The following is a 12,460-nucleotide window of genomic DNA, read 5'->3' on the forward strand; positions in this document are numbered from 1 at the left end:
CACCGCCAATCTGGTGGTCACGGTCAGCCAGCCGTCGATAGACAACACCAACGCATTAATTAACGATCCACGCGTCAATATGCTGGTTGCGACCGGCGGCCCGGCGATTGTGAAAACGGTAATGTCATCGGGCAAGAAGGCAGTGGGTGCAGGCGCCGGCAACCCGCCCGCCGTGGTCGATGAAACCGCCAATATCGAGAAAGCCGCTCGCGATATCATCAACGGCTGCAGCTTCGACAATAACCTGCCCTGCATTGCCGAGAAAGAGGTCATCGTTGTCAATGACGTCGCGGATTACCTGATTCATTGCATGAAAAAAAGCGGCGCCTGGCTGCTGTGCGATAGGCAGCATATCCAGCAGCTGCAGGCGCTTGTGCTGAATGAAAAAGGGACCGGGCCAAATACCGCTTTCGTCGGTAAAGATGCGCGATACCTCCTGCAGCAGATTGGCATTAGCGCGCCGGAAGAGATCAAAGTTGTGCTGATCGAAACCGAGCGTGACCATCCGTTCGTCGTGCATGAGCTGATGATGCCAATCCTGCCAGTGGTGCGGGTCGAAAATGTCGATGAGGCGATTGAGCTGGCCGTGAAGGTGGAACACGGAAATCGGCATACGGCGATAATGCACTCCACCAATGTGGAGAAGCTCACTAAAATGGCGCGGATGATTCAGACCACTATTTTTGTGAAAAACGGCCCCTCATACGCCGGTATTGGCGTGGGCGGCGAAGGTCATGCCACGTTTACCATCGCCGGGCCAACCGGGGAAGGACTGACCTCCGCTCGCACCTTTGCCAGAAACCGCCGCTGCGTGATGGTCGAAGCGCTCAATATTCGTTGATATCGGCAGGACGGGTAACCCAGAGATGAAAAAACGTATTATCAACGCGCCGACGCCGGAAACGCTGGCCATGCTGAAACGGCGGATGCCTTCCGAGTCGCGCAACCGCCTGGAAAGGGTGCGTATCGACGCCGTCGGGTTGATTATGCTGCCGATACCCGACCTGTACTTTTATGCCGATCGGGCCAGTAAAAGCGCACATGTTGCGGTATCGGAAATCTTTGGCAGCTGCCCGCAGCATATCACGACGCTGGCCATATTCGGCGAGGTCGCCGCAGTGAATGAAGCCATGCGCATTATTGAGGATGATGACAGTACATTCTGAGAGTTCGCTTATGAAAAGAATTCTGATGCTCGCAGGCGATTTCTCTGAAGACTATGAGGTCATGGTGCCATGGCAGGCGTTAAGCATGTTAGGTTTCAGAGTCGATGTCGTTTGCCCAGGCAAACGTAGCGGAGAATATATTAAGACCGCCATTCATGATTTCGAAGGCGATCAAACATATACCGAAAAACCCGGACATTTATTTCGATTAACCGCATCCTTTGATGAAATCAGGATGCAAGAGTACGCCGGCGTATATATCACAGGTGGCCGTGCGCCTGAATATCTTCGCCTTAATAAATCGGTGCTGAACATTATTCATTATGCGAATAACTTTTCACTACCGATTGCTGCAATCTGTCATGGGCCACAGATTCTGGTTGCAGCCGGCGTGCTGAAAGGCAAGAAACTGACGGGATACTTTACCTTAAAGCCAGAGGTTGAAATGACTGGCGGGAGCTGGGTGATTGCCGCAGATGATGAAGCGGTTCAGGACGGCAATCTTGTTACTGCAGCCACCTGGATGGGACATCCGGCAATATTACGTCAGTTTATTAGCTTAATCGGCACCAGCATTATTCACTAGTATACCCGGCACTGCCGTCAGGTTAAACAATTCAGGTGTGGTTGCTCAATCACGCTAATATCATTTCGGGAGTTATTGTATGTTAGAGAAAGGCTTTACTAATCCGACCGAACGTGTTGTCAGACTCAAAAATACGATTCTGCATGCCAAACCTTACGTCGAATCAGAGCGTGCGGTATTGGCAACCGAGGCTTATAAAGAGAACGAACATCTTCCCGCTATTATGCGTCGGGCAAAAGTCGTTGAGAAAATATTCAATGAATTACCTATCACGATTCGCCCGGATGAATTAATTGTCGGTGCCGTCACAATCAATCCCCGCTCTACGGAGATCTGCCCGGAATTCTCGTACGACTGGGTTGAGAAAGAGTTCGACACCATGGCGCACCGGGTTGCTGACCCCTTTATTATCGAGAAAAAAACCGCCGAGGAGCTGCGCCAGGCATTTCAATACTGGCCGGGTAAAACCACCAGTTCGCTGGCCGCCTCTTATATGTCCGAAGGGACAAAGGAGAGCATGGGAAACGGCGTGTTCACCGTCGGCAACTACTTTTTCGGTGGCGTCGGCCATGTGAGCGTTGACTACGGTAAGGTGCTGAAAATCGGCTTTCGCGGCATCATCAATGAAGTCACCCGCGCGCTGGAGAATCTCGATCGCAGCTCGCCGGATTACATCAAAAAAGAGCAGTTCTACCACGCTGTCATTATGAGTTACCAGGCGGCTATCAGCTTCGCACATCGCTATGCCGAGGAAGCGTCTCGCCTGGCGCGAGAAGAACGCGATCCGGCTCGCCAACGCGAACTGGAACAGATTGCCCAAAACTGTACCCGCGTGCCGGAATATGGCGCCACCACGTTCTGGGAAGCATGTCAGACATTCTGGTTTATCCAGAGCATGCTGCAGATTGAATCCAGCGGTCACTCGATCTCCCCGGGGCGCTTCGATCAGTATATGTACCCCTACCTTGCCGCCGACAAATCGATCGACAAAGAGTTTGCCCAGGAACTGGTGGACTGCTGCTGGATCAAGCTTAACGACATCAACAAAACGCGCGACGAAGTGTCCGCGCAGGCTTTTGCGGGTTACGCCGTGTTCCAGAACCTGTGCGTCGGCGGGCAAACGGAAGACGGCCGCGACGCCACCAACCCGTTGACCTACATGTGTATGGAAGCGACCGCGCACGTGCGCCTGCCGCAGCCATCCTTCTCGATTCGCGTCTGGCAGGGCACGCCAGATGAGTTCCTCTACCGCGCCTGCGAACTGGTGCGTCTGGGGCTGGGCGTGCCGGCTATGTATAACGATGAGGTTATCATCCCGGCATTGCAAAACCGCGGCGTCTCCCTGCACGACGCGCGGGATTATTGCATCATCGGCTGCGTAGAACCGCAGGCGCCGCATCGCACAGAGGGCTGGCATGATGCCGCGTTCTTTAACGTGGCGAAAGTGCTGGAAATTACCCTTAACAACGGCCGTTCGGGCAGCAAACAGCTCGGCCCGGCCACGGGCGAATTGACCCAGTACACCTGCATCGATGACTTCTATGCGGCCTTTAAAAAACAGATGGCGCACTTCGTGCACCAGCTAGTCGAAGCCTGTAACAGCGTGGATATTGCGCATGGCGAACGCTGCCCGCTACCCTTCCTTTCTGCGCTGGTAGATGATTGCATCGGCCGGGGGAAATCCCTGCAGGAAGGTGGCGCCATCTATAACTTTACCGGCCCGCAGGCATTCGGCGTGGCGGATACCGGCGACTCGGTCTATGCCATCCAGAAACAGGTGTTTGAAGACCGGCGTATGACGCTCCAGGAACTGAAAGATGCGCTGGACGCCAACTTCGGTTACACGGTGGGCGCGAATCCACAGGGCGCCCCGGCAAAAACGTCGCTGGGCGAGCAGGATATCTATGAGGTGGTAAAACGCATTATCGACCAGCACGGTTCACTCAATCCGGCGGCGATAAAAAATGAAGTGTACCGCCAGCTCTCCAGCACCAGCGCAGCGCCGGCAGCAGGCAGTTCGCGTTATGAAGAGATCCGCCACATTCTGGAAAACACCCCATGCTTTGGCAACGACATTGACGAGGTGGATCTTGTCGCCCGCAACTGCGCGCTGATCTACTGCCAGGAAGTGGAAAAATACACCAACCCGCGCGGCGGTCGTTTCCAGGCGGGTATCTACCCGGTATCGGCTAACGTTCTGTTTGGTAAAGACGTGAGCGCGCTGCCGGATGGTCGCCTGGCGAAAGAGCCGCTGGCAGACGGCGTATCGCCGCGTCAGGGTAAGGATACCCAGGGCCCAACCGCAGCGGCTAACTCTGTGGCGAAGCTGGATCACTTCATCGCCTCGAACGGCACGCTCTATAACCAGAAATTCCTGCCCTCTTCTCTGGCCGGAGAGAAAGGCCTGCGTAACTTTGGCGGGCTGGTGCGTAACTACTTCGATAAGAAAGGGATGCACGTGCAGTTCAACGTCATCGATCGCAACACGCTAGTCGAGGCGCAGAAAAACCCGCAGCAGCATCAGGATCTTGTTGTTCGCGTTGCCGGCTATAGCGCCCAGTTCGTGGTACTAGCCAAAGAAGTTCAGGATGACATTATCAGCCGCACCGAGCAGCAATTCTGATTTGGTCTTTCCTGTCAGGGCCATACGTACAGGTATGGCCCTATATCAGACACGATTTTAGCGGCTAACCTGCTGTTGCCTGGCGGTCGCTTTTTTGACGAGTAATGTTATGAAGAGAGTCGAATACGATACCGAAGGCGTTTTATTCAATATTCAACGCTATTCCCTGCACGACGGCCCCGGCATCCGCACCATACCGTTTTTTAAAGGCTGTCCCCTGTCCTGCAGGTGGTGCAGCAATCCGGAATCACAGCGCCCGCAGCCTGAATTAATTTATAAAAAGAGCGATTGCATCAGCTGCGGAAAATGCGTCGATGTCTGCCAGCAAAAGGCGTTGTCTCCCGGCAACCCTTTTTTTATCGATCGTGCGCGATGCATCCAGTGCGGCGACTGTACGCGCGTCTGCCCAACCCAGGCGCTGGAAATGAAGGGCAAACGGATGTCGGTGAGTGACGTGATGCGGGAATTACAAAAAGAGGAGAACCTGTTTCGACGTTCTGGCGGCGGCGTTACGCTATCGGGGGGAGAACCTCTTGCGCAGCCAGAATTCGCACGTGAATTATTAAAGGCGTGTAAAGAAAAAGGCTGGCATACGGCCATCGAGACCACCGGATTTACGACGAAAGAAGTCATTGAAGATGTGTTCCCGTGGGTTGATCTGGCATTGACCGATATTAAAGCCATTAATCCTACGGTTCATGAAGAGAACACCGGGGTGAATAACAGCAAAATTCTGCAGAACCTGATCCGGATTTCATTTATCACCAAAGTCATTGTCCGTATCCCGGTTATTCCCGGGGTAAATGACAACCCGGATGAAATCCGTGATATTGCCGAATTTGCCCGTTTAATGTCTGGCGTCGATACCATCCACCTGTTGCCTTATCACACCTTCGGGGAAAATAAATATAACCTGCTCGGTAGAATTTACCCTATGGGCGATGCTAAATCGCACTCCGAAGATAAAATGGAAAGTCTGAAAAAAATCGTCGAATCAATGGGATTTCATTGTCACATTGGCGGCTAATCAGCAATAAAAAATAATACCGTTATTTTTATACTCTAAATAATTCGAGTTGCAGGACGGCGGCAAGGGAGTGAATCCCGATGAGCTTACACCAGTAAGTGATTCGGGTGAGCGAACGTAGCCAACACACATGCAACTTGAAGTATGACGAGTATACATCCTTTGTACTCTCATAGCGTTAAGCGATAAATATAGTGCTTAATACAGGAAACTATCATGAGTAAATATTACGAATCAATAACCGGACCATGTATTGCAGAATTTATGGGTACCGGCCTGTTTATGTTTTTCGGTACCAGCGTGCTGTGCGCGGCAAAGGTGGCAGGCGCCAGCTTTGGTCTTTGGGAAATATGCGTGGTGTGGGGGCTCGGTATTGCGCTTGCGGTCTACCTGACGGCGGGCATATCCGGAGCCCATCTTAATCCGGCGGTGACGATATCCTTGTGGATGTTTGCCAGTTTTGACGCCAGAAAAGTGGTGCCCTACATTGCGGCGCAAATGGCTGGCGCGTTTTGCGGCGCGGCATTAACCTACCTGATTTATCACAATATGTTTGCCGAGTATGAGCACGCCCATCAGATGATACGCGGCAGTCAGGATAGCCTGTTTCTGGCAAGTATATTTTCAACTTATCCTGCCGCATCCATTAGCGTATGGCTGGCAGGGCTGGTGGAAATCATCATCACCTCAATTTTGATAGGCCTGATCATGGCGCTAACCGATGATGGTAACGGCGTGCCTAAAGGCCCGCTTGCGCCCCTCCTGATCGGCCTGCTGGTTGCGGTTATCGGCGCAGCGACGGCTCCCTTGACCGGTTTTGCCATGAATCCGGCCCGCGACTTCGGTCCAAAACTCTTCACCTACCTCAACGGCTGGGGATCGGTTGCCATGACCGGTGGCAGAGATATCCCCTACTTCCTGGTCCCGCTGATTGCGCCCGTTATCGGCGGCATCCTGGGGGCCGCGATTTATCGGTATTGTATCGAGCGTCATTTACCCGCGGCAAAAACAGAAAAAGCGGTAAACAGCACCGCCGCCTGACGAATAAGACATTGATAAACGCCGTCGTGCTTTCTGATACGACGGCGTTTTCTTGCTCTCTCCTGCTGATTGGCCGGCTCCGGGCAAAACCCGCGCACGACGAGCACAAAAAAGCCACCCGCAGGTGGCTTCATTCAATAACGCTATTTTACCGTCGGGCGCCCTTTGCTTTTGCCCGCTGCGGCTTTTTATCCTCATGTACGAACGTTTCTGCCACCTCTTCCTGGCTAAGCTCAGCGCCCTCTTCACGTTGGGCGGATCCCCCTTCCATCTGCGAAGAGGGCGAGACTGGAGCATCCATCACCTCCTCTCCCTGCGCCAGACAATCTGACAGGCTCGCAACGGGCTCAATGTTGATAACCGCGATCCTCTCCTCTTTCTCTTCTACAGCCGCTGGCTGCTCCTGGGTGATGGGTTCCGCGGGCCCGATCCCGCACGTTTCCCCGGAGGCGATCAGCGCATCAATACCGGCCGCGGTACGCGGAATCACCTTCCAGGCGTAAACCTGCCCTATTCGGTTTGCGGCGGCAACGCCAGCCGCAACCGCCGCGTTCATAGCCCCCACGTCGCCGGTTAATTTTACCGTCACCAGCCCCCCGCCTTTCGTCAGCTCGTATCCGACCAGGTCGACATTCGCAGATTTCATTGCGGCATCGGCGGCTTCCACCGCCACCGTTAAGCCGACGGTTTCAATTAAGCCTAAGCTCTGCCCGGACATAACTTTCTCCTGTTATTTTCAATTCAATGAGGTATACGTGAGCGCACGCGTCTGGCCCGGCGCATCATCACGAAGCAGCGCGGCCTTATCAGTGAGTTCCCATGGAAAGATTTCGCGACCAAAGTGGCCGTAGCACGCCGTCTGGCGGTAGCGAGGCGCGAGCAAATCGAGCTGGTGAATAATGCCGTAGACGCTCAGGTCAAAGTGGCGTTCTACGAGGCGGGTCAACGCCTCAGATGCAAGCCGCGACGTGCCAAAAGTATTAATGCGAACCGCAACCGGCAGGGACAGGCCTATGGCCCAGGCCAGCTGAACTTCACAACGTTTTGCCAGACCTGCTGCCACAATATTTTTTGCCACATAGCGCGCAGCATACGCGGCAGAACGGTCGACCTTGGAGGGATCTTTGCCTGAAAACGCGCCACCGCCGTGACAGGCCGCGCCGCCGTAGGTATCGACAATGATTTTACGCCCCGTTAAACCGCAGTCCGCAGCCGGTCCTCCGCTGATAAACGGGCCTGCCGGATTAATCAATAAACGCGTTTCTGACGTCAACCACGATGATGGAATGACAGGCTTAACGATCTCTTCGACGATCGCTTCACGCAGAGATGCGAGCGAAACGTCAGCGCGATGCTGGGTTGAAACCACAATGGCTGCGGCATCTTTTATTTGCCCATCGCAATACCGCAGCGTGACCTGGCTTTTGGCATCCGGCAATAATCCCTCAATCTGACCCCTCTTACGCAGTCGCGCCTGCCGCTCCATCAAGCGATGAGCATAGAGTAGCGGAGCGGGCATCAGCTGCGCTGTTTCATCGCACGCATAGCCGAACGTGATCCCCTGATCGCCCGCGCCAGGCGATGACGGATCGTCGGCGCGGATACCTCTGGCGATATCGTTCGACTGCCGGCCCAGCATGTTCATCACAGCGCAGGTCGCGCCGTCGAACCCTTTTTCAGAGCTATCGTAACCGATGGCTTTCACCGTACTGCGCACAATCTGTTCGACATCGATGTTGACAGCGGATGATATTTCACCGGCCAGGATCGCGGCCCCCGTTTTCACCAGGCATTCGCAGGCAACTTTGGCCCAGGGGTCCCGTAACAGGTACGCATCAAGAATGGCGTCAGAAATCTGGTCCGCCATCTTATCCGGATGCCCTTCGGCAACCGATTCAGAGGTAAAAAGGTATTCGTCCATCGCGGCGCCATATTAAAAAGAGAGTGGTTCATTTTAACGGCCGGCGTTTTCCGTGGACGTAAACTATATTGCGGGGATAGCGGACTTTTTTGCGCTCACGCTTATGGCAAGCGCAAAAAATCCCGGGGTAATCAGCACGCCTCCGGCGAGACAATGCGGCGGTAATCCGATGGGGCAATGCCGGTCTCTTTTTTGAAGATGCGGCAGAAATAATTCGCATCCAGCCAGCAAAGCTCCAGCGCGATGGTATTGACTTTTAGGTCGCTGAATTGCAGCAGCGATTTTGCCATGCTGATTTTACGGCTGGTTATGTAGCTCGAAAAACCCGTTCCTATGGTCTTTTTAAATGCCCGGCTCAAATAGCAAGGACTGACAAACGTTCTGGACGCAATCTCATCGAGGGTGAGGTTTTTGAAGATGTTTTTCTCAATATGAAATTGCGCCCGGCTAACGAAATCCATACTACTGTTGGCATTTTTAAAGACTTGCTCAAAAATTTCATCGCTAAGGCTTAATAAACTGGTCATGACGCGCCAGTAATGGCTGGGGGATAATCCCTGCTGATGGATGTTTTGAGTAATCGCGGCAGCTTTATTACGGCAGGAAACATACTTCTCACCAAGCCCCGCAAGATGCTGCTGCAGTAGCTCGAGAACATCGGTAACCGTTTCTGAACGATCGCTGCCCAAAGTCTGTCCGGTGCATGCCGCGTCAAGAATGCTGAATAAAAAAGTATGCCAGCCAGGATAGTCGCAGCGGCCGATCAAATCGCCGATCTTTTGCCGCAGCTCCCGAACGACCGTAGCCTCTTGCTCATCGACCAACAGCGTTTTGCGGATGGTATCACTCAGCGTGCTTTGCTTTACGGGTTTCAAAAGATAGTCGTCGACTTTCAGGCTGAGCATATGGCGAACAATTTCAAAGTCATCATTTGCCGTCGTCACAATAACTTTGGTCTGCGTGTTTTTCTGCTTAAGATACTCAATAACCTGATTACCGTTCGGCAGCGGGATATTAATATCAACAAACATCATGTCGATTTGACCTAGCTGATCAATCAGCTGGATAGCCTTTCTGCCCGTTGCTGCCTCATGTATGACAGAATTTTCAACACAGCGGGAAATAATCCGTTTTAGCGACTCCGACTCGATATGCTCATCTTCAACAATGACAATATTATACATACATACGCTCCAGGCTCAGGCAGGCATCATGGGGAACCGTAACTTTATGGTGGTGCCGAACATTGGCTTATAGGGACTGGAGATTTGCAAGCCATAGCTTTCTCCAAATAACAACTGCAGGCGATTTTTAATGTTATTAATGCCTATACCACCTTTTTGCCGATTCTGGTTTCCGGAAAGAATATGCTCAATATCTTCCGGCGAGATCCCATCGCCATTATCTGTAATTTCAATAATCACATCCTTACCATCGTCATTCGCACGCAGAACGATATGACTCTGCATTTCGCGCGGCTCAACCACATAATTGAAAAAGTTCTCTACCAGAGGCTGAAGAATTAAAAAGGGACAGACAGTATCTTTATATTTTTCCGGAATATCGCAAACATAATCAAAGCGGTCATTCATTCTGACCTTCTGAATAGCCATATAGCAATTCACATAGTTCATTTCCTGGCCAAGAGTAATCAAGCCGTTGTTATTCTTGCGTAAAAGGTAGCGCATCATATCTGAGAAATCGTGCACCATGGTTTCCGTACGGCTGGCGTCCTCAAGAAATGCAAGGCGGCCAATCGTATTCAGCACATTAAATAAAAAATGCGGGTTAATCTGGTAAGAAAGCGCCTTGAATTCCGCTTCGTGCAACGAGCGTTCAATCTCAACGCGCTTGCGCAACTCGCTGGTCAACTCTTGCTCTTTATGGCGCAATTCACGCTGGATGTTATTCGCGTGCGCCTGTTCGACCAGGTATGAGGCCACATGAAGGAGCGTATAGGCGGTGGATTCAAAACGCTCATAAGGCATACGCTGCGTATTGTGATGCAAATTAATAAGCCAGGGATTTTCTTGCCAAAGATGATTGTTATCAAGGATATAAGGTATGGTTTTTTCTTTATCCTCCTCAACTTTCACCTGGCCTGAAATAAATGCGCCAAGGTAATGATTGTTAATCATTATTGGTACGGCAAATTCCACAAAGCCGCAGTAGCAGCGGTACACTACCGGCTCCCCGGCACGCATTGCCGCTTCGCCGCCCGCGCTGTCGCTGTCGTAGCAATGCCTGGCCAGCGCCTCATTCATTCTGGAACGCGCACAAAAATCTGAAAAACCGCTCGGGCGAGTCACAGGAACTCCTTCCTGATCCACCACCACAAGAGCAATCATCATTGATTTACTGAAGTTGTCCTGAAGTGTTTGCAAGCGATCGACATCAAGAAATTCGTGTAATTTATATTTATTATTCATGACATCCGCCAAATCAATTTAAAAGCAGTTAAACCATACCGCATTCGCCGATTAAAAATGATGAATCGGCTCACAAACAAAAATTTATTTGTATCAAAAATGTTAAAATAGCGCCACTTATGTTTTTATTTTGTTTACCAGACTAACATTTTATTTAATTTAAGAATAAGAAACCTACCCCCAATCCAGTAAAAATTAAAAGACAGATCAACATTCTTACTTCCGCCCTCTATTTTTAATAAAAAAACGGGAAAAACGCCCGCACCCGGATAATGATAAATACGAAAACGCACCTCCATAATTAAAAATGACTTTTCCATGCTGTATAGAATCGTTATTAATACCTGAAATCGGCCTGGGCCATAAACTTAAATAACGCCAAAAAGCGCTGAGTATGCGCTCGCTTCTGCAAAGTACGGGGGGACGTAATCGAAGACTTTGCTACCGGGGTCGGCAAAACGCGACGAACATCGTTCCGCTGCCAACGAGCAATTTACTTTCCTGCAGGCGACGTTGCGTGTTGCTGTAACAACAAACATGATTTCTACCAGGGCCGCAATATATTATACTTCTTTGCAACATTCCTATATTGACCAGACTGCCGATGACTGATTTTCAACGACCTACGCTTGCCCTTCCTGATAACGCGCCCAAACTTCTGCTCCACTCGTGCTGCGCACCCTGTTCAGGAGAGGTGATGGAGGCGATTCAGGCCTCCGGAATCGACTACACGATTTTCTTCTATAACCCCAATATTCATCCCCAGAAAGAGTATCTTCTGCGCAAAGAGGAGAATATCCGCTTCGCAGAGAAACACGGCGTGCCTTTTGTTGATGCCGACTATGACACTGACAACTGGTTTGAACGGGCCAAAGGGATGGAGTGGGAACCCGAACGCGGCCCGCGCTGCACCATGTGCTTTGATATGCGTTTTGAACGCACGGCACTTTACGCATGGGAAAATGGTTTTAGCGTTATCAGCAGCTCGCTGGGCATTTCGCGATGGAAAAACATGCAGCAAATCAACGACTGCGGACACCGTGCCGTTAACCCCTACCCGGGTATGCTGTACTGGGATTATAACTGGCGCAAGCAAGGGGGATCTTCGCGCATGATTGAAATCAGCAAGCGCGAACGCTTCTATCAGCAGGAATACTGCGGGTGCGTTTATTCGCTGCGCGACTCAAATCTGCATCGTAAATCACAGGGCAGGCCGCTGATAAAGCTTGGCAAAGTATTTTATGGCGACGACCAAACTGAGTAGCGACTAATACGCCATGGCCTGCCAGAGATATACCGATGCATCGCTGAAAGCGTGACGTTTTCCTGTTGATAAGCAAAGGCTGATTTTAATTACCCGGAGTTTCACTCGCGCATTGTTTGCGCCCGGTAAAGCCCGCCCTGTCGCCGGGCATGTAAACCCGCGCCCCGTAACCGCCAGCATTTAAGCGGCTTACCTAAACACTGCGGCGCCCGAAGAGCAGAGCCTGCGGGCGCACGGGTTTACTGCAAAGCGTTGAGGATGGTATATCCGGCGGTGATGCGCGCCGGGTTCGGGTAGCTCTTATTCGCTAACATCACAATCCCCAGCTGCAGCTGCGGGATAAACGCCACATAGGCGCCGAATCCGCCGGTGGAGCCGGTTTTATGCACCCATGAGGCGGCAA

At 51.8% G+C, this 12,460-nt stretch carries 11 protein-coding genes and 1 pseudogene; 7 read left to right on the plus strand and 5 right to left on the minus strand.

All coding sequences use genetic code 11. The features are described 5' to 3' along the window. From PFH44_RS19185 to PFH44_RS19210, 6 genes are all read left to right on the plus strand, one after another. Window positions 1-841: aldehyde dehydrogenase (locus PFH44_RS19185; RefSeq protein WP_283825839.1), on the plus strand; the 841-nt coding region annotated here is incomplete at its 5' end. Between the two features lie 25 nt (window positions 842-866). Next, window positions 867-1,166, plus strand: coding sequence for a BMC domain-containing protein (locus PFH44_RS19190; protein ID WP_045854991.1), 300 nt, complete (start codon window positions 867-869; stop codon window positions 1,164-1,166). Window positions 1,167-1,176: 10 nt separating this feature from the next. Next, window positions 1,177-1,752 (plus strand): DJ-1/PfpI family protein, encoded by a 576-nt coding sequence (locus tag PFH44_RS19195; protein WP_045854990.1) that lies wholly within the window; start codon window positions 1,177-1,179, stop codon window positions 1,750-1,752. Window positions 1,753-1,831: 79 nt separating this feature from the next. Then, window positions 1,832-4,375, plus strand: coding sequence for a glycyl radical diol dehydratase GrpM (gene grpM / locus PFH44_RS19200; protein ID WP_283825840.1), 2,544 nt, complete (start codon window positions 1,832-1,834; stop codon window positions 4,373-4,375). Window positions 4,376-4,484: 109 nt separating this feature from the next. Continuing rightward, entirely contained in the window at window positions 4,485-5,402 is a 918-nt protein-coding gene (locus PFH44_RS19205; RefSeq protein ID WP_283825841.1) for a glycyl-radical enzyme activating protein, read from the plus strand. A 216-nt stretch (window positions 5,403-5,618) separates the two neighbouring features. Further along, window positions 5,619-6,443, plus strand: coding sequence for an MIP/aquaporin family protein (locus tag PFH44_RS19210; protein ID WP_045854987.1), 825 nt, complete (start codon window positions 5,619-5,621; stop codon window positions 6,441-6,443). A gap of 442 nt (window positions 6,444-6,885) precedes the next feature. Here the strand turns inward: PFH44_RS19210 and PFH44_RS27955 are convergent. The 4 genes and pseudogenes from PFH44_RS27955 to PFH44_RS19230 all read right to left on the minus strand — a co-directional run. Then, a pseudogene (locus PFH44_RS27955) lies at window positions 6,886-7,161 on the minus strand (BMC domain-containing protein); the annotation flags it as partial. A gap of 18 nt (window positions 7,162-7,179) precedes the next feature. Continuing rightward, window positions 7,180-8,364: a methionine adenosyltransferase gene (metK, locus tag PFH44_RS19220; RefSeq protein ID WP_283825843.1), complete on the minus strand. Its 1,185-nt coding sequence runs from the start codon at window positions 8,362-8,364 to the stop codon at window positions 7,180-7,182. A 131-nt stretch (window positions 8,365-8,495) separates the two neighbouring features. After that, the gene (locus PFH44_RS19225; protein WP_283825844.1) at window positions 8,496-9,548 is read right to left on the minus strand and encodes a response regulator; all 1,053 of its coding nucleotides are present in this window, start codon (window positions 9,546-9,548) and stop codon (window positions 8,496-8,498) included. Window positions 9,549-9,563: 15 nt separating this feature from the next. Then, the gene (locus tag PFH44_RS19230; RefSeq protein WP_045854983.1) at window positions 9,564-10,793 is read right to left on the minus strand and encodes a sensor histidine kinase; all 1,230 of its coding nucleotides are present in this window, start codon (window positions 10,791-10,793) and stop codon (window positions 9,564-9,566) included. 604 nt (window positions 10,794-11,397) lie between these two features. On the opposite strand from PFH44_RS19230, the gene PFH44_RS19235 reads away from it, so the two are divergent. Next, window positions 11,398-12,057 (plus strand): epoxyqueuosine reductase QueH, encoded by a 660-nt coding sequence (locus PFH44_RS19235; RefSeq protein WP_045854981.1) that lies wholly within the window; start codon window positions 11,398-11,400, stop codon window positions 12,055-12,057. A gap of 239 nt (window positions 12,058-12,296) precedes the next feature. Here the strand turns inward: PFH44_RS19235 and PFH44_RS19240 are convergent. Then, window positions 12,297-12,460, minus strand: a 164-nt coding sequence (locus PFH44_RS19240; protein ID WP_283825845.1) for a serine hydrolase, incomplete at its 5' end; no start/stop codon positions are given.

Source organism: Klebsiella sp. Ech2A (assembly GCF_030078455.1).
Lineage (GTDB): Bacteria > Pseudomonadota > Gammaproteobacteria > Enterobacterales > Enterobacteriaceae > Klebsiella > Klebsiella terrigena.

Excerpts from the sequence above, each read along its gene's own strand:
- PFH44_RS19190 (WP_045854991.1), top strand. The coding sequence starts at position 867 with ATGAAAAAACGTATTATCAACGCGCCGACGCCGGAAACGCTGGCCATG.
- PFH44_RS19195 (WP_045854990.1), top strand. The coding sequence starts at position 1,177 with ATGAAAAGAATTCTGATGCTCGCAGGCGATTTCTCTGAAGACTATGAG.
- grpM (WP_283825840.1), top strand. The coding sequence starts at position 1,832 with ATGTTAGAGAAAGGCTTTACTAATCCGACCGAACGTGTTGTCAGACTC.
- PFH44_RS19205 (WP_283825841.1), top strand. The coding sequence starts at position 4,485 with ATGAAGAGAGTCGAATACGATACCGAAGGCGTTTTATTCAATATTCAA.
- PFH44_RS19210 (WP_045854987.1), top strand. The coding sequence starts at position 5,619 with ATGAGTAAATATTACGAATCAATAACCGGACCATGTATTGCAGAATTT.
- metK (WP_283825843.1), bottom strand. The coding sequence starts at position 8,364 with ATGGACGAATACCTTTTTACCTCTGAATCGGTTGCCGAAGGGCATCCG.
- PFH44_RS19225 (WP_283825844.1), bottom strand. The coding sequence starts at position 9,548 with ATGTATAATATTGTCATTGTTGAAGATGAGCATATCGAGTCGGAGTCG.
- PFH44_RS19230 (WP_045854983.1), bottom strand. The coding sequence starts at position 10,793 with ATGAATAATAAATATAAATTACACGAATTTCTTGATGTCGATCGCTTG.
- PFH44_RS19235 (WP_045854981.1), top strand. The coding sequence starts at position 11,398 with ATGACTGATTTTCAACGACCTACGCTTGCCCTTCCTGATAACGCGCCC.